The 15,830-nt window shown below is 65.8% G+C and carries 16 protein-coding genes; 2 read left to right on the top strand and 14 right to left on the bottom strand.

From position 1 onward, the window contains the following. The first annotated feature begins 18 nt into the window (after window positions 1-18). Both SO156_RS20030 and SO156_RS20025 read left to right on the top strand, forming a co-directional pair. The gene (locus SO156_RS20030; protein ID WP_008141081.1) at window positions 19-252 is read left to right on the top strand and encodes a 4Fe-4S dicluster domain-containing protein; all 234 of its coding nucleotides are present in this window, start codon (window positions 19-21) and stop codon (window positions 250-252) included. A 2-nt stretch (window positions 253-254) separates the two neighbouring features. Further along, window positions 255-1,232: a HEAT repeat domain-containing protein gene (locus tag SO156_RS20025; RefSeq protein ID WP_498535985.1), complete on the top strand. Its 978-nt coding sequence runs from the start codon at window positions 255-257 to the stop codon at window positions 1,230-1,232. A 2-nt stretch (window positions 1,233-1,234) separates the two neighbouring features. Here the strand turns inward: SO156_RS20025 and SO156_RS20020 are convergent, their stop codons facing one another. The 14 genes from SO156_RS20020 to SO156_RS19955 are packed head-to-tail and all read right to left on the bottom strand — an operon-like array spanning window position 1,235 to window position 15,830. After that, entirely contained in the window at window positions 1,235-1,861 is a 627-nt protein-coding gene (locus SO156_RS20020) for an FMN-dependent NADH-azoreductase (RefSeq protein WP_458146398.1), read from the bottom strand. A gap of 3 nt (window positions 1,862-1,864) precedes the next feature. Next, complete coding sequence (locus SO156_RS20015) at window positions 1,865-3,433, bottom strand: isochorismatase family protein (RefSeq protein ID WP_498535984.1); 1,569 nt, start codon at window positions 3,431-3,433, stop codon at window positions 1,865-1,867. 18 nt (window positions 3,434-3,451) lie between these two features. Beyond that, window positions 3,452-4,300 carry an MBL fold metallo-hydrolase gene (locus SO156_RS20010; protein WP_498535983.1) on the bottom strand — a complete coding sequence of 283 codons (849 nt, stop codon included), beginning with the start codon at window positions 4,298-4,300 and terminating at the stop codon, window positions 3,452-3,454. 35 nt (window positions 4,301-4,335) lie between these two features. Continuing rightward, window positions 4,336-5,226: an amidohydrolase family protein gene (locus SO156_RS20005; RefSeq protein ID WP_498535982.1), complete on the bottom strand. Its 891-nt coding sequence runs from the start codon at window positions 5,224-5,226 to the stop codon at window positions 4,336-4,338. Continuing rightward, window positions 5,223-6,344: a vWA domain-containing protein gene (locus tag SO156_RS20000; RefSeq protein ID WP_498535981.1), complete on the bottom strand. Its 1,122-nt coding sequence runs from the start codon at window positions 6,342-6,344 to the stop codon at window positions 5,223-5,225. Before SO156_RS20000 ends, SO156_RS20005 begins: the two co-directional genes overlap by 4 nt. After that, entirely contained in the window at window positions 6,341-7,222 is an 882-nt protein-coding gene (locus tag SO156_RS19995) for an AAA family ATPase (RefSeq protein ID WP_498535980.1), read from the bottom strand. The genes SO156_RS20000 and SO156_RS19995 overlap by 4 nt, the downstream gene beginning before the upstream one ends. Before the next feature lie 8 nt (window positions 7,223-7,230). Beyond that, the gene (locus tag SO156_RS19990; protein WP_458146404.1) at window positions 7,231-8,253 is read right to left on the bottom strand and encodes a xanthine dehydrogenase family protein molybdopterin-binding subunit; all 1,023 of its coding nucleotides are present in this window, start codon (window positions 8,251-8,253) and stop codon (window positions 7,231-7,233) included. Beyond that, a complete protein-coding gene (locus tag SO156_RS19985) occupies window positions 8,254-9,849 on the bottom strand; it encodes a xanthine dehydrogenase family protein molybdopterin-binding subunit (protein ID WP_498535979.1) in 1,596 nt (531 codons plus the stop codon). An 11-nt stretch (window positions 9,850-9,860) separates the two neighbouring features. Beyond that, window positions 9,861-10,337, bottom strand: a complete 477-nt coding sequence (locus SO156_RS19980) for a (2Fe-2S)-binding protein (protein WP_458146406.1) — start codon at window positions 10,335-10,337, stop codon at window positions 9,861-9,863. 5 nt (window positions 10,338-10,342) lie between these two features. Beyond that, window positions 10,343-11,161 carry an FAD binding domain-containing protein gene (locus SO156_RS19975; protein WP_498535978.1) on the bottom strand — a complete coding sequence of 273 codons (819 nt, stop codon included), beginning with the start codon at window positions 11,159-11,161 and terminating at the stop codon, window positions 10,343-10,345. Between the two features lie 2 nt (window positions 11,162-11,163). Next, the gene (locus tag SO156_RS19970; protein WP_458146408.1) at window positions 11,164-11,607 is read right to left on the bottom strand and encodes an SRPBCC family protein; all 444 of its coding nucleotides are present in this window, start codon (window positions 11,605-11,607) and stop codon (window positions 11,164-11,166) included. Between the two features lie 5 nt (window positions 11,608-11,612). Beyond that, the gene (locus tag SO156_RS19965) at window positions 11,613-12,050 is read right to left on the bottom strand and encodes an SRPBCC family protein (RefSeq protein ID WP_157331006.1); all 438 of its coding nucleotides are present in this window, start codon (window positions 12,048-12,050) and stop codon (window positions 11,613-11,615) included. Between the two features lie 10 nt (window positions 12,051-12,060). Then, window positions 12,061-14,970 carry a flotillin family protein gene (locus tag SO156_RS19960; protein ID WP_458146409.1) on the bottom strand — a complete coding sequence of 970 codons (2,910 nt, stop codon included), beginning with the start codon at window positions 14,968-14,970 and terminating at the stop codon, window positions 12,061-12,063. A gap of 26 nt (window positions 14,971-14,996) precedes the next feature. After that, entirely contained in the window at window positions 14,997-15,830 is an 834-nt protein-coding gene (locus SO156_RS19955) for a phosphoenolpyruvate hydrolase family protein (RefSeq protein WP_458146410.1), read from the bottom strand.

The raw sequence follows: 15,830 nt of genomic DNA, 5'->3' as shown, positions 1-15,830 counted from the left end.
GCAACAGGAGATCTCGAAATGCCTCTCGCTTCCTATCAGACCTCGGTCCCGGTGGTGGTCGACGATGCCAAATGCATCGCGGACAAGGGCTGCACGGTGTGCGTCGACGTCTGCCCGCTCGACGTGCTCCGCATCAGCGACATGACCGGCAAGGCCTACATGGCCTATGACGAATGCTGGTACTGCATGCCCTGCGAGGCCGATTGCCCGACCGGCGCGGTCACCGTCAACATTCCCTATCTCCTGAGGTGAGCATGTCGAGCCCGTTCGAATCCTACGACGATCTCGACGACGCCGACGAGCGGCTTCAGGCCGCGGACCCCGCCGAACGCCGCGTCGCCATCATCGCGCTCGGTCATTCCGGCGATCCCGCCGCGATCGGCCATCTCGCCAGCATGGTGTCCGATCCCGACGCCGGCGTGCGCCAGCAGGTTGCGATGGCGCTCGGAGAGTTCGACGGGCCGGAGGCGGCGGGTGCGCTCGTCAAGCTGCTCGTCGACCCCGAACGGATCGTGGCATCGGCCGCAGCCGACAGCATGGCCGAGTTCAAGGATCCCGCCTGCGCCGACATCATTCTGCCGCTGGTCAGGCATGCCCACGCCTTCGTCCGCATGGGCGCGCTGCGTGCACTGAAGGAGCTGCGCTGCAAGGACACGCTGAAGCCTGCGCTGGAAGCGCTCCAGGATGGTGATGCGGCCGTGCGCGTGCAGGCGATTGGCGTCATCGGCTTCCTGAAGCTCGAAGAGTCGATTCCAGCGCTGACCGCGCTGATCCACGATCCCGACGCCCACGTACGCCGCGCCGCGGTAAGCGCGCTCGCCTTCTCGCAGATGAGGCCGGCTGCCGAGACGATCACGCGCGCGCTGAAGGACGCCGACTGGATGGTCCGGGAGATGGCTGCCGAAACGCTGGGGCTCAACGTCAACGGTTCGCTCGCCGCCGATCAGCTCATCGCCACGCTTGCCGACGAGTTCTGGCAAGTGCGGCTCAAGGCCATCCGCAGCCTCGGCAAGATGAAGATCGAACGCGCGGTGCGCCCGATCGGTAATGGCATCAACCACGAGCAGGCGAATTTGCGTAAGGAGGCAGCCGCGGCGCTTGGAGAGATCGCCGATCCCGAGGGCGAGGCTTACCTTGCCGTGGTCGCCAACGACCCCGATCCTGACGTGCGCAAGAACGCGCGTTGGGCGCTTCAGCAGATCGCTGCGCGGAAGGCGCGGGCCGGCTCGTAAGGTCAGAATCGCTTCGCCAGGTCAGCGAGGCGGCGATGAGCGCTGTCGCGGGCGGCGCGGATCGGATCGGCCGGTCCGGCCGTCGGGCCGATCGGCACGAAGCGGACGTCGTTCACGCCGATGAAGCGCAGCGCTTCGCGCAAATAGGGCGTCGCCATATCGATGCGGCCGCGGTTCATCCCGGTCGCAAAATCGCTGCCGCTTGCCAGGATCACCAGCGTCGGTCGGTCCTTCAGCAGAGGAAAATAGCCCTGCAACGGATCGAAGCGGAAGGTCAGGCCGGGCTGGATGATGACGTCGAACCACTGTTTCAGCTTGTAGGGGATGCCGAAATTCCACATCGGCGTCGAGATCAGGACGCGGTCGGCGAGCGAAAAGCGCAGCGCCATCCGCTCGGCTTCGGCAAAGCTGTCGCGCTGTGCGTCGTTGAATGCCTGCGCCTTCATGCGCGCATACTTCGCCTCGACGATCGGGCCGACGAATTCCGGCATGCGCTCGCGCCAGAGATCCATCACATCGACGTCCCAGTCCGGGTGCGCCTCACGAAAGCCGTCAAGAAAGACGCGCGCACCGGCACTCGACTCGGAGTCGGCACGCGGCGAGCATGACAGGTGCAGGAGTTTTGCCACCGCTCATCCCAGCGCTCTGATGACGGTCTCGGCCTTCGTGACGACGGCGACGTTCTGCATGGCGAAGTTGACCGAGGCGTTGTGCCAGTCGGCGTTCATGGTCGAGCAGCAATCCTCCGGCACGATCATGAAATAGCCCTTGTCGGCGCCGGTTCGCGCGGTGTGCTCGACCGACATGTTGGTCCAGGCGCCGGTGTTGATGATCATGTCGCGCCCCGTCGCCTTGAGGATCGTCTCGAGCTTCGTACCTTCCCATGCGCTCATGCGCATCTTCTCGACCACGAAATCGCCGGGCCGTGGCTCGAGGCCGGACACGGGCGCCGCACCCCAGCTCCCCCGCACCATCGCCTTGTTGTCGACCAGCCCCTCGAACAACGGCGCGTTCAGCGTGACGCCGGGTGCGCCGGGCTCGACGACGAACCAGACATGGATGATGGCAACGCCGCGCCCGCGCGCAGCTTCCGCAAGCCGGCGTACGTTCTCGATCACGTTCTGTTGGCGCGCATGCACGGGGGCACCGGACTCGGCAAAGGCCCCGCCGTCCATGACGACGTCGTTTTGCAGATCCTGGATGATCATGGCGCAGCGCTGTGGATCGAGCCGCAGCTCGCCGCCGGTGAGGATCGGTGCTGCTGCCGAAGAGCTGGTGCCCGCGCCGCCACGCTTGCCGCTCATATAGGGCTCGTGCCGCGGCCCCGTTCGGGTCGGGATCGCGTAGACCGAATGCGTCGCGGTGAGATAGAGAGTGCGGAAATCCGGTCCGCCCCAGGCGAGATTGGCGACGAGCTCGGGCACCCGCACCTTGCCGAGCAACTCGCCGCGCGGCGAATAGACCCAGACGCCGCCGGGTGCGGTGACCCAGACATTGCCATGCTGGTCGCACTTCATGCCGTCGGGCAGGCCAGGTTCGAGCTCCGACTTGATCCCGCTTGCAAATACGCGGGCGTTCGACAGGGTACCGTCTGCGTTGACATCGAACACGCGGATCAGGGCCTGTACGGTGTCATTGACATAGAGCAGTTTCTCGTCGGGCGAAAAGCAGAGCCCGTTCGGCTGATCGAACAGATTGCGCTCGACCACGAGCTGCGGCTCGCCGCCCGGCATGACGCGATAGACGCCCTGGAAGCCAAGCTGCCGCGGCCGCTCGACGCCATAGACGGGCATGCGTCCATACCAGGGATCGGAGAAATAGATCGCGCCGGAGGAATGGACGCAGACGTCGTTTGGGCTGTTGAGCTCCTGACCCTGGAAATGCGAGGCCAGCACCTCGCGCCGGCCGTCGGGCCGTTCGCGGATCAGTGACGAGGTCGCATGCTCGCAAACGATCAGGTTCACCTCGGCATCATAAGTCATGCCGTTGCATTTGTTCGCGGGGCGCTTGACCTCGACGACACCGCGCCGCGCATCCCAGCGCCGGCGCACGTCGCCCGGCATGTCGGAGAACAGGAGGTATTGATCAATCGGATGCCAAATCGGCCCTTCCGTGAATTCAAAGCCGGTGCCGACCTGGCCGACCGGCGCGTAGGGATCGATCAGGGTTTCGAATTCCGAACGCAGGGTGACGTGCGTCATCGCTCGATCCTCGTTTCATCAGGCAGGGAACCAGTTGCGCTCCGGCAGCGACTGCACGATCGGTCCGGGCACCTGGTCATGCAACCGCCCCACGACATTGCCGCCTTCGATCTTGGCGGGCCGGTCGTGCACTGGCAGCAGATAGCGCGAATTGCTGAGGAGCTTCTTGATGGCGGCCTTCTCGGCGCGCTTGGTGGTGCCGTGATTGCCGGTCGTGCGCGGCTCCCAGTCGTGGATCTCGTGGAAGGGCGTGACGATCTGGTCGTTGAAATCGTAGATCACGTCGCCGCAGATCGTCGCGATGCCGTCGGCGGTGTGGACGATGATGTTCATCGAGCCTTCGGTGTGCGCGTTCGCAGCGTCGCAATAGACGCCGGGCATCAGCTCGATGGGACCGGTGATTTCGAGGTCAAGGAAGCGCAGCGCGCTCTTGGTGTGCAGGCGGTCGACCAGGTGCTTGATGTCGGGCGCGGGATATTGCGGGTGCATCAGGCCGGAGACCGAATATTCGAGCTCGCGGCGGTTGACGACGACCGTCGTGTTCATCGGGAACAGATCGTCCTTGCCAGCGTGGTCGATGTGCAGATGAGTGTGGCAGACGAAGCGGACGTCGCCCATGCGTACGCCGTGGCGCGCGAGTTGGTTCTCGATCATGTTCTCGTGGTATTGCAAGCCCCGCATGCCCAGCGTCTCCATGATCTGGTTGGAGCGGTAGCCAGTGTCGACGACGACCGGGTAGGGGCCGCCGAGGATCAGGAAGCCGAGGGTAAGGACGCGCCGGGTGCGGCCGCAGTCGCGGCCCAGAACCAGAAAGCTCGATTCCAGCTCGATATCGCCATAGTCCAGGATCTTGATCTCCAGCGGCATTCTTTCCCCTCCCTGTCTCGTTTTCCTTGATGCCTCTACGGTCCGAGCCGGTAGACGCTCGTCGCGGTTGTCCTGAAAATGGCCTGGCGCTGCGCTTCGCTCAGTGGCGCAGCGGCAGCGCGGAACGCGTCCACCAGCTCGCGATAGCTGGTCCACAATTTCTCAATCGGGAAGTTCGAGCCGAACAGACAGCGTTCTGCGCCGAACATCATGACGGTGTCGGCAACGATGGTGGCAATATGCGCGGCATCGTTGCGGTGGATAAACGTGCCGAGCCCTGAAAGCTTGGCGTAGACGTTCGGGGACGCTGCAAGACGGCCCATGCCGACGCGCCAGGCGGCGCGGCCCGCGGGCGATAAATCCACGGGCATGCCCGCATGTTGCAGGATAAAGGTCACGTCGGGGCAGGCGTCGGCGAGATCCGCCGCATCCGGCATCTGCGGCGTGAAGACCTGCAGATCAAAGCTCCAGCCGTAATCCGCGAGCCGCGCGATGTTGCGGCGGATCATGAGATTGCGGCAGAGATCTGGCCGCGCCGCAAAGCGATAGAGCGGGTTCTCGTGCCAGTGGAGTTGCATGCGCACGCCGCGCATCAGCGGATAGCGCTCCAGACGGTCGAGCTGCGGACGGACGTCCGCGGCGGCGAAGTTGGCATAGGCGACGATGGCATGCGGCCAGCCGTGCTCATCGGCGGTCTGCTGCACCCAGGCGGCCTCGTCCTCGAAACGATCGTTGGCCCAGTTGGTCTGGACGTAGACAGAGCGGGCGACGCCACTGTCTTTGATATCTTCGAGATATTCATGAATAGGATAGTCGCGGCGGATGGGCTCGTACGCGCCGAAGATGCGCGGCTGCATGGGGCCGATCAGCCAGGGCAGGTCAGCCTGACGCCAGATGTGGTGATGGCCGTCGACGATACCGGTCACGCCGCTCTCCTTCGTCCGAGCGCCAGCACGTGTGCGACGATCGACGCGCTCGATCCACCATCGACGAGATCGTCGACGTAGCGTTCGATCGCGACCAGCGCCTCAGTCTGCGGGCGAAAGCCGGGGCTTGTTGCGAGGGGCGTCAGCCAGCTCACGCGCCAGGCGCGCCGCGACAGTTTTGCGACGGCGTCGCGCAAGCTGTCGGGCTCGCCGCGCTCGAGGCCGTCGGAGACCACGACCACCACTGCCCCGCGCGCATAGCCGCCGAAGCGTGGCACGGCGAGGAAGGCTTGCAGCGCGTCGCCGATGCGGGTGCCACCGTCCCAGTCGCTCACGAGATGTGCGGCGGCATTGAGCGCCTGCTCACGGCGCTTGATGCGCAATGCGCGGGTCACGCGGGTCAGACGCGTGCCGAAGGTGAAAACCTCGATCGTTGGCGCGGCCTGCACCAGCGCGTGCGCAAGCTTCATGTTCTCCTCGGTACGGGCTTTCATCGAGCCGGAGACGTCGATCAGCAGCAGGAATTTGCGCGGGCGCTGCCGTCGCTTCAGGTGTCCGAGCCGTAAAATCTCGCCATCGCTGCGGACGGTATCGCGGAGGGTTCGGCGCAAATCGGCGAAGGGCCCGCGGCGCGCACGCATGCGACGATGGCCGCGCCGCTTGGGCAGGCGGCGCGGAGCCTCGCGTGCCAGGCGGCGCAGCGCGTCGCTGCTTGAGGTGGCCGCGAACCGCCGCTCGACCAGAGCCTCGGCGCGTGTGGCTGTCAGCCCGGACTCGCTGGCTTCATCCGACAGCAGCGGCTCCTCGTCGCCGCGGCCTTCCTCTTGCAGCCGCACGGTCTCGTCGTCCTCACCCTCATCGGTCCGCTCGATCGCCTCGCTGCCGCGGAAGTGCAGATCGAATATCCGGTCGAAGGTGGCGCGGCGTTCCGGCGGCGGTGCCAGCGTTGCGAGGGCAGCCTGCCGGATGTCGTCGAGGCTGCGCGGTCCGAGCAACTCGATCGCGGCCAGGAAGGACGTCGTTTGTTCCGGCGCAACGGCAAAACCGTTGGCGCGCAACAGCGCGACGAAGGAGACGAAGACGCGCACGGCGCGCGGCAACTGCGGTTCGGTGCTCATGCGGAAGCCTCCGCAAGCAGGGCGTCGAGCCGCGGCGAGATGAAGTGCAGGTCCTCCTCATCCTTGAGCGCAACGCCGATCGAGCGCTTGAACGCGTCCGGCCAGCGCGCACCGCCCTTGTGCAGCAGCGTCGCGGCCTCGGCCCAGTCCACGGCCTCGGCGATTCCCGGCGCCTTGCTCAGCGGCTCGCGCCGAAGCTTGCCGACAGCGGTAACGACCGCACGGGCCGTTGCCTCGGCGACGCTGGAGGCCCGCATCATCACGATGCGCGCCTCGCGCTCGGCGGTCGGATAATCGATCCAGTGATAGACGCAGCGTCGGCGCAGGGCTTCGTGCAGGTCGCGCGTGCGGTTGGAAGTCAGCACCACGACGGGCCGTTCGGCCGCGCGCACGGTGCCGCGCTCGGGAATGGAGATCTGGAAGTCGGACAGGAATTCGAGCAGGAAGGCCTCGAACTCCTGATCGGCGCGATCGATCTCGTCGATCAGCAGCACCGTGGAATCAGGCGTGCGGAGCGCAGCGAGCATCGGACGCTCGATCAAGAACGTCTCGCCATAGATGTCGATGCTCTCGTCGCCAGCCTGGCGGATCGCCAGCATCTGGCGCGGATAGTTCCATTCGTAGAGCGCGGCGGACGCGTCGATGCCTTCGTAACATTGCAGGCGGATCAGCCGGCGCCCGAGCACGGCGGCGATCGCTTTCGCCGCCTCGGTCTTGCCGACACCCGGCGCGCCTTCGAGCAGCAACGGCTTGCCGAGCGCGAGGCCCAGATAGGCCGCGGTCGCGAGCCCTTCGTCGGCGAGGTAATAGGCCGCGCGCAGCGCCTTCTCCAGCGCCTCCGGGCCATCGATGCCGACGATGTTGCTGCGGACCGCCATGGCAAACCTCAGCGCCGCGCCTGCGGCCGCGCGCCGCCCTGGGCCTTGATCGCGCGCAGCACCTTTTCAGGCGTGATCGGCAAATCGTCGATACGCACACCGACGGCGTTGAAAATCGCGTTGGCGACGGCCGGCAGCACCGGATTGGCGCACATCTCGCCGGGGCCCTTGGCACCGAAGGGTCCGTCGGGAGCAGGGCGCTCCAGCACGGCGATGTCGTGCGGGCAAATATCGCCTGGTCCGGGCATCAGATATTCGACGAAGTCGCGCGGTCCATGCACGGGATCGGGATAATAGGGCTCCGGCGTCTCGTAGAGCGCGTGGCTGACGCCCATCCAGGCGCCGCCGACGAGCTGCTGCTCGACAAGCCGCGGGTTGAGTGCGCGGCCAAGCTCATAGGCCGAATCCATGCGCACCATGGCGACGTCGCCGGTTTCGTCATCGACCTCGACCTCGGCGACGAGGCAGGCATGGGCGTAGCAGGTCGCCGGCGACATCTCGCCGGTCTCCGGATTGACGTCTGACAGCGGCACCAGAAAGATACCGCGGCCGGAGATGGTCTTGCCCTGCTTGAACTGCGCGGCGATCGCGACGTCCTTCGTCGAGATCGAGCGGTGCGGCGCGCCCTTGACGTGGATGTTGCCGCGCCCGTCGGTTTCCAGGTCAGCCGCGTTGACCTCGAGTTCTTCGGCGGCCGCCTCCATCATCACGCCGCGTGCCTCGCGGGCAGCGGCCATCACGGCATTGCCGACGCGGTGCGTGCCGCGCGAGGCGAACGAGCCCATGCAATGCGGGCCAGTGTCGGAATCGGCCGTGTCGACATAGACGTCTTCGACGGGCACGCCGAGCGTCTCCGCGCAGATCTGCCGCGTGACCGACTTCATGCCCTGGCCGAGATCGATCGAAGACAGCGCCACCGTGAACTTGCCGCTCGGATTGGAATGAACCAGCGCCTGGCTTGGATCGCCGCCGAGGTTCATGCCGATCGGATAGTTGATCGACGCCATGCCGCGTCCGCGATGCCTGGTCATCTAGCGCCTCCTGGTGCCGAAGACGGAGGAGAAACGGGTTGCGCCATGCGAGGGCGCTGTGGGCCGTGGTGATGGCGGCGACGGTGATGGTGGCGGCGGCGGCTCACGCAGTGGCTCGCGGGTGACAGAAGGCGGCAGCCGGTCATAGCTCGTGCGCTGCTGCGCCGGGGCGGCTGGCCGCGCGCGAGAATCCGCCGGCGTCGGCGGAATGACAGCGCGACTGCCGCCACCGTCCCTGCGCGAGGAGGCTCGCCTGAACTCCTCGCGGATCGGCCATTTGGCCTTTTCGGCCGCGACCTGGACGCATTCGATCAGCGCGGTATTCTTCGCCTCGCGTCGATGCGCCTTCATGTCGCCGTCGCGATAGGCGTTGAGGATGCGGAACTCCATCGGGTCCATGCCGACGAGATTTGCGAGCTTGTCCATCTGGCATTCGATGGCAAAGTCCATCGCGGTGACGCCGAAGCCGCGCATCGCCGTCGCCGGGGTGCGGTTGGTGAAGACGCAGTAGACGTCGCCATAGACGTTGGGGATGGTGTAGGGCCCCGGCAAATGCGCGGCGCATTTGACCGCGGCGTAGCTCGACAGCCGCGTATAGGCGCCGCTGTCGAAATAGGCGCGGATTTTTCGCGCGACGATGCGGCCGTCGCGCATCACGCCATCCTTGATGTAGATGCGCTCGGCGCCGCGCGGCGGACCGTATTGCATCTCCTCCTCACGCCCGAACACGTAGCGCACGGGGCGCCCGGTCAGCATGGCGCCGAGGATGGCGAGCGGTTCAGTCAACGTATCCACCTTGCCGCCAAAGCCGCCGCCGACGGTGCCGCCGATGAAGTGGAAGGTGTTGGAGGGCACGTCCAAGATCTTGGCGCAGGTATCGACCGAGAAGAACAGCGCCTGGGTCGAGGTATAGACGACGTAGCGGCCGTTGGTGTCGGGCGCCGCGATCGCGCCGTTGGTCTCGGTCGGCGCATGCTCGATCGGTGACATCTGGTAGCGCTGTTCCAGCACGTGATCGGCGGTGGCAAGCGCCGCGTCCGCATCGCCGAAGCGCAGCTTCTGGTGGTCGTAGACATCGTGGTAGGTGAAAGTGTTCTTGGGATAAGTCTCGTTGACGACGGGCGCGCCTGGCTTCAGCGCGTCCTCGACGTCGAAGACGGCTGGCAGCGGCTCGTAGTCGATGCGCACCTTGGCGATCGCCTCAAAAGCCTCGCGCTCGCTGTCGGCAACGATGGCGAGGATCGGCTCGCCCTTGTAGCGGACCTTGTCGACCGCAAGCGACGGCTCGTCGTCCTTGCCGAAATTGATCAAGCTGAGCAGCGTATTGAGATTGCGCGGCACGTCGGCGCCGTGGATGATCCGGCGCACGCCCGGTGAGCGCTCGGCGTCGGCTGTATCGATACGGCGCAGCCGCGCATGGGAATGGGCCGAGCGGACGACCTTCAGATGCAGCATGCCTTGCAGCTTGTGATCGCCGAAATAGGTCGAGGTGCCCGTGACGTGGCCGAGCATGTCCTGGCGCTGCGTGCCCTTGCCGATCTCCTTGAGATTGTCGTCGCGCTCGTCGGCGAAGATGTCTTTGCGCAATTCCAGCATGGCAAATGTCCTCAGGCGCTGGCCCGGCCGCCTGAGGCGGCGAGGATGGCGTTGATGATCGGCTCGTAGCCGGTGCAGCGGCAGATGTTTCCGGAGATCGCTTCCACGATCTCGGCGCGGCTCGGCTGAGGATTGCGGTCGAGCAGAGCTTTTGCGGCCATGAGCATGCCCGGCGTGCAGTAGCCGCATTGGGCCGCGAAATTGTCGGCGAAGGCGCGCTGGAGCGGATGCAGGCTCGGGCCCTGCTTCAAGCTGTCGAGCGTCTCGACGGAGCGGCCGGCGACGGTCTCCGCAAGCGTCAGGCAGGAGAGATGAAGCTCGCCGTCCACAAGCACGCTGCACGTGCCGCAGCCGCCCTGGCCACAGCCGAATTTCGGCGTCATGTCGCCGATCAGTTCGCGCAGCGCGACCAGCAGATTGGTGCCGCCATCGACGAAAATGGCGACCTCGCGGCCGTTGTGACGAAATTGCAGGGGAGTCTTGGACATGCGGTCTATTCCTCACCCGAGAGAAGACGTCGCAGATGCACGCCGACGATCTCGCGGCGATACCAGGCGCCGCCGAGCGCATTGTCGGACGGTGATGTCCCTTCGCTTGCGGCGGAGGCCGCGGCTGCGATGGTGGCAGCGTCGAGCGAGCGCCCCTCCATCGCGCGCTCGGCGGCGCGCGCGCGGATCTGCGTCGGTGCCATCGATCCCAGCGCGATCCGCGCGCCGGCAACGCGGCCACCGCTGACCGGCAAATGCGCCGCGAGCGTGATGACCGAGCCACCCTTGGGCTTGATGCGGGCGATCTTGCGATAGCGGAAGGCCTCCGCGCTCGCGGGCCGCGTGCAGGAAACCGACAGCACCAGCGTGCCAGCCTGCCGCTCGCGCGATTGCAGGAATTCCTCGATCGGGATGTCGCGCGCGCCAAAACCACCTTGCACGGCGACGGTGGCATCGAGCGCGAGCAGGGCGACCGTGAAATCGCCATAGGGATTGGGCGCGAATAGATTGCCGCCGACCGTCCCCATGTTGCGCACCGCAGGCCCGCCGATCGAGCGGGCGGGAGCGTGCAGGAAGGCAAGGTCGCGCTCCGCCAGAATCCTCCCAAAGGTCACGCCGGCGCCGATCGTGATGCGCGGGCCAGATGCGTCGATCCGCGCCAGCGCCTGGTCCTTGGCGCGAACGACGGTGGAGATCGAGACGTCTCCCTCATTCAATGCGCGCATCACGAGCGTGCCGCCGCCAAGATAGCGCGCGCTGCGGTCCGACGAGAGGGCCGCGGCTGCTTCGCTGGAACTTGTAAATGTCTTCACCGTCACAGACATGATTACGCGGCCTCCTTCAAATGCCGGCGGATGGCCTCGAAGCCGGCCTGGTAAATGTCTTCCGCGACCATGTGCGTAATGCGGGCCGCGTCGTCGGGCTTCGTGGTGAAGCGGGATTCCCAATGCCAGAAGGTACGGTCGCCGTCGGTGACCGGCAGCAGACGGACATGGGCCACGTAGTTGAACATGGGAATGGGGGTATCGAGGAGGCAGTAACTAAAAGTCTGTTCGAGATCGGAGAGCGCCAGCAATTGCTCGCGCAGCTCCGAGCCGTCCTTCAGCTTGAACCGTCTGATGCAGCCGATCTTGTCGGAGGGATGCGCGCGCTCGATCGTGGAGGTCGCGACCGCTGGATGCCATCGGTCATGGCCGTTGAAATCGCGCAGCACGGCCCATGCGGCGCCTGTCGGCGCGTCGAGGATCGTGCTCTTGACGATGTGCGGCACGGTGCTCAGCCTCCGAACACGCGCTTGAGCGCATCGAAACCGCCCTGGAACACGCCGCCGCCAATGTTGTTGACGAGCTCTGTCTCCCGCTCCGGCGCGCAGTCGAATTCGGCGGTCCACTCCATAAAGGTCTGGTCGCCGTCGGTGACCGGCGTGAGCCGCAGCGTCGCGACATAGTTCTCTACGCCCATTGGGGATTCCAGGATCGAATAAGTGCAGAACATGTCGTAGTCGGAGAGGCCGAGCAGCTTTTCGCGGATGCGGTCGCCGTTGCGAAGGCGAAAATCCCGGACGCAGCCGATCTTGTCGGAGGGTTCACCGCCCTCGATGCGGCTCTCGGCGATGGCCGGGTGCCAGTTCGGCATGCCATTGAAGTCGCGCACCCGCGCCCAGACGCGATCGTTGCGTGCATTGACGACGGTTGAGACGTAGACGCGGGCCATGGTCTAGACCTCAGCTCTTCTTCCGCGGGCCGCGCTCGGCCGGCGGGCCAGTTTCGGCGGAAGGTGCAGAGGAGGTGGCCGGTTTGTCGCCGCCGCCTCCGCCACTCTTGCGGGCGGAATCCTTGATGCCCTGCATGTCGCGGGCTTCGCGGATCAGGCCCGGCATCTTTGCGAGGCTGCCGCCTTCGACGCCGATGTCGGACAGAATGGAGTCGATGAGAGGCGCCTGGACGCGGTAGCGCAGCGCCGAGTCGATCACCTCGTCGGTGGCGCTGCGACCGCCATTGCCGCCACCATGGCCGTTGCCATTGAGGCCGTCGACCTGGAGGATGCGGATGCCCTCGATCTTCTCCATCGGCTTGACGCTCTCGCGCACGATGCCTTCGATCCGATCGAGCAGTTTGCGACGGAACAGCGAGTAGCGGGCCTGATCCGTCAGCACGTTCTCGGCCTCGTTCAGCATCCGCTGTGCCTCGGCTTCGACGGCCGCGCGGACACGCTCGGCCTCGGCGGCAATGCGAGTCTCCTCGGCCTGCTTCTCGGCGAGCAGCACCTCGACGGTCTTGCGCCGCTTGGCGATCTCGCTCTCTCGGGCCGTGACGACGCGTTCCGCCGCTTCGGTCGCCCGCATGCGGGCCTCCTCGGCGGCGGCGCGCGCGGCCGACTCTTCCAGAGACTTCTGATGGATGGCGATCGCCTTCTCCATCAGGACCGTCTCGACTTCCTTCTCGCGGTTCACTTCGAGCTTCCGCAGCTCGCGCTCGCGGCCGATGCGCGCCTCATCCAGGCCGCGGTCGGACGCGATACGGGCACGCTCGACTTCCTCGCGGGAAGCGATCTCGGCTTCCTGCAGGGATTGGACGCGAGCGACCTCGAGCTGCTCGATCGCGCGGCGGCGCTCGATACGGGTGGCTTCCAGCGCCTGCTCGCGCGAGACATCCGTGGTCTCGACCTCCTTGCGCGCGACGATCTCGGCCTGCCTGACCTGGCGGTCGGCGTCGATGCGCTCGGACTTCTTGGTGGACAGCGCAATGACGCGATCCTCATCCGCAATCTCGATCGCCTTCTTCTGCTCGATGTTGAGCACCTCGCGCTTCTTCGAGGAGGTGATCCGCTCGGCTTCGAGCGCGAGGTCGACGCCGATGCGCTGGCGCTCTATGGCATCGCGCCGCTTCAGTTCGGCCGCCTCCAATATGCCGGTCCGCTCGATTTCGAGCGCGCGAGTCTCGCGCTCGGCCTGGATGCGCTCGGCGGCAACCGCTTTTTCCTGCGCGATGCGTGCGGCCTCGATCGCCTCGCGGGAGGCGATGTCGGCTTCCTCGACAGTGCGGTTGCGGGCGATCTCGAGAGACCGGACGCGCTCCTCCTGGGCGATGCGGGCCGCTTCCGTCGCCTCGCGCGCGGTGACGCCGGCGATATCCAAGGTCTGGTTACGATCGATCTCCAACTGCCTCGTGTTCTGCTCGGCCGCAATGCGCTCGGCGGCCAGCGTCCGTTCGCGGGCGATGCGAGCGGCTTCGACCGCGCGCTGCGCCTCGATCTCAGCCTCCTGGATGGTGCGCACCTGCTGGATCTCCAGCGCACGGGTGCGCTCGTCGGAGGAAATGCGCTCGACATTCACAATCATAGTCTGGGCGATACGGGCCTTTTCAGTGGCCTCACGTGCCGTGATCTCGGCCTCATCGACGGCGCGGGTACGCTCGATCTCGCGGCGCCTTGTCTCTTCCTCGTTGGCAATGCGGGCGTCGGTCACCACACGATCCTGCTGGATGCGGGCTTTCTCGATCGCCTCACGCGCGGCGATCTCGGCTTCCTCGACGGTACGCATCCGTTCGATCTCGCGTTGGCGCACCTCACGTTCGGAAGCGATGCGCGTCGTATCGATCGAGCGCTGGTTGGCGATCCGTGTCCTCTCGACCTCCTCGCGGGCGAGCAGCTCCTTCTCTTCGATGGTCCGGGTCCGCTCGATCTCCTTCTGACGGGTCTCGCGCTCGGAGGCGATGCGGGCCTCGGCGATGGCCTGATCGTTGGCGATGCGGGCCTTCTCTATGGCTTCGCGTGCTGAGATCTGGGCCTGCTCGGCCTCGGTCTCACGCAGCGCGCGCTCGCGGGCGACCTCGGTGCGCTGAAGCGCGCGGCGCATCTCGATGTCGCGCTCCTGCTCGAGGCGGGCCGTTTCACTCTCGCGCTCGATCTCGAGCGCCTGCCGCTCGGCTTCCAAATTGCGGGAGCGGATCTTGATCATCGAGTCCTGCTCGATGTCGTTGCGCAGCTTGCGCTTGGCCTCGATGTCCTCCATCAGCCGCGTCAGGCCCTCGGCGTCGAAGCGGTTCGAGGGGTTGAAGAATTCGAGGTCAGTCTGGTCGAGATCGGTGATCGCAACCGACTCGAGTTCGAGACCGTTCTGGGCGAGGGCTTCCGCGGCATTGGTCTTGACGCGCGCGACGTAGTCGCCGCGCCGCTCGTGCATCTCCTCCATGGTCATCTCGGAAGCAACCGAGCGGATCGCGGAGATGAACTTGCCGGCCAGCAGTGCGTGGAGCTGCTCCGGCTCCATGGTGCGGCGGCCGAGCGTAGCGGCCGCGATCGAGACGGCTTCGCGGGTCGGCTGCACGCGGACGTAGAAGTCGGCCTCGATGTCGACGCGCATGCGGTCACGGGTGATCACGGCGTCCTGCCGGGAACGCAGGATGCCCATCGGCAGCACGTTCATGTTGACCGGCGTGTAGTCGTGGATGAAAGGCAGCACGAATGCACCGCCATTTATGACCACGCGTTCACCGAGGAAGCCGGTCCGGACGAACGAGACCTCCTTGGACGAGCGATGGTACAGCCAGTTCACGATGTAGACGCCAACCACGATCACGATGACCGCGACGATCAGCCAGAGGATCAATTCACCGACTAAAATCCCCGACATCTTTCCCTCCCTCGAACGTGTCGGCGTTAGCGCGCGCCGATCGCCTTGAATTTGCGAACCTGGTCCGTCAGCGCCCGCTCCACGGGCAGGCGCTCCATCGAGGAGGCTCCGTAGAAGCCGTGGCAGTGGCGGGTATGCTTCATGATGAAATCCGCATCTGCGGGGTCCGCGATCGGACCGCCATGGGCGAGCACCAGAATGTCCGGGTTGACGCTGAGCGCGGCGGAGGCCCAGGTGTCGATACGCGCCGGGCAATCGGCAAGCTTCGGCGCGGTCTGCGCGCCGATCGTGCCGCCGGTCGTGAGTCCCAGGTGACAGACGATGATGTCGGCGCCAGCGATCGCCATCGCTGCGGCTTCCTTCTCGCTGAAGACGTAAGGCGTCGTCAGCATGTCCTTCTCGCGCGCCTTGGCGATCATGTCGATCTCCAGCGCGTAGGACATGCCGGTCTCCTCCAGATTGGCGCGGAAGACCCCGTCGATCAGCCCGACAGTCGGAAAGTTTTGCACGCCTGCAAAGCCGAGTGTCTTGAGCTGGTCGAGGAACGCATCCATGTCGCGGAACGGATCGGTGCCGTTGACACCGGCGAGCACCGGCGTCTTGCTGACCACGGGCAGCACTTCGCTCGCCATTTCCAACACGATGGCGTTGGCATCGCCGTAAGCCATGAGGCCGGCGAGCGAGCCGCGCCCGGCCATCCGATAGCGGCCGGAATTGTAGATGACGATGAGATCGACGCCGCCGGCCTCTTCGCACTTGGCGGAGAGACCCGTACCGGCGCCGCCGCCGACGATGGGCTCGCCGCGCTTTGCCATCTCGCGAAATCGCTTCAGCAGTGCAGCCCGTTCAAACCTGGCCAT

This window comes from Bradyrhizobium sp. UFLA05-125 (genome assembly GCF_059803515.1).
This window is presented reverse-complemented; position numbering and strand designations above follow the sequence as displayed.

What these genes read in the sequence shown, in the direction of transcription:
- SO156_RS20030 (WP_008141081.1), top strand. Translation starts at nt 19, where the DNA reads ATGCCTCTCGCTTCCTATCAGACCTCGGTCCCGGTGGTGGTCGACGAT.
- SO156_RS20025 (WP_498535985.1), top strand. Translation starts at nt 255, where the DNA reads ATGTCGAGCCCGTTCGAATCCTACGACGATCTCGACGACGCCGACGAG.
- SO156_RS20015 (WP_498535984.1), bottom strand. Translation starts at nt 3,433, where the DNA reads ATGACGCACGTCACCCTGCGTTCGGAATTCGAAACCCTGATCGATCCC.
- SO156_RS20010 (WP_498535983.1), bottom strand. Translation starts at nt 4,300, where the DNA reads ATGCCGCTGGAGATCAAGATCCTGGACTATGGCGATATCGAGCTGGAA.
- SO156_RS20000 (WP_498535981.1), bottom strand. Translation starts at nt 6,344, where the DNA reads ATGAGCACCGAACCGCAGTTGCCGCGCGCCGTGCGCGTCTTCGTCTCC.
- SO156_RS19995 (WP_498535980.1), bottom strand. Translation starts at nt 7,222, where the DNA reads ATGGCGGTCCGCAGCAACATCGTCGGCATCGATGGCCCGGAGGCGCTG.
- SO156_RS19990 (WP_458146404.1), bottom strand. Translation starts at nt 8,253, where the DNA reads ATGACCAGGCATCGCGGACGCGGCATGGCGTCGATCAACTATCCGATC.
- SO156_RS19985 (WP_498535979.1), bottom strand. Translation starts at nt 9,849, where the DNA reads ATGCTGGAATTGCGCAAAGACATCTTCGCCGACGAGCGCGACGACAAT.
- SO156_RS19980 (WP_458146406.1), bottom strand. Translation starts at nt 10,337, where the DNA reads ATGTCCAAGACTCCCCTGCAATTTCGTCACAACGGCCGCGAGGTCGCC.
- SO156_RS19975 (WP_498535978.1), bottom strand. Translation starts at nt 11,161, where the DNA reads ATGTCTGTGACGGTGAAGACATTTACAAGTTCCAGCGAAGCAGCCGCG.
- SO156_RS19965 (WP_157331006.1), bottom strand. Translation starts at nt 12,050, where the DNA reads ATGGCCCGCGTCTACGTCTCAACCGTCGTCAATGCACGCAACGATCGC.
- SO156_RS19960 (WP_458146409.1), bottom strand. Translation starts at nt 14,970, where the DNA reads ATGTCGGGGATTTTAGTCGGTGAATTGATCCTCTGGCTGATCGTCGCG.
- SO156_RS19955 (WP_458146410.1), bottom strand. Translation starts at nt 15,830, where the DNA reads ATGGCCAGGTTTGAACGGGCTGCACTGCTGAAGCGATTTCGCGAGATG.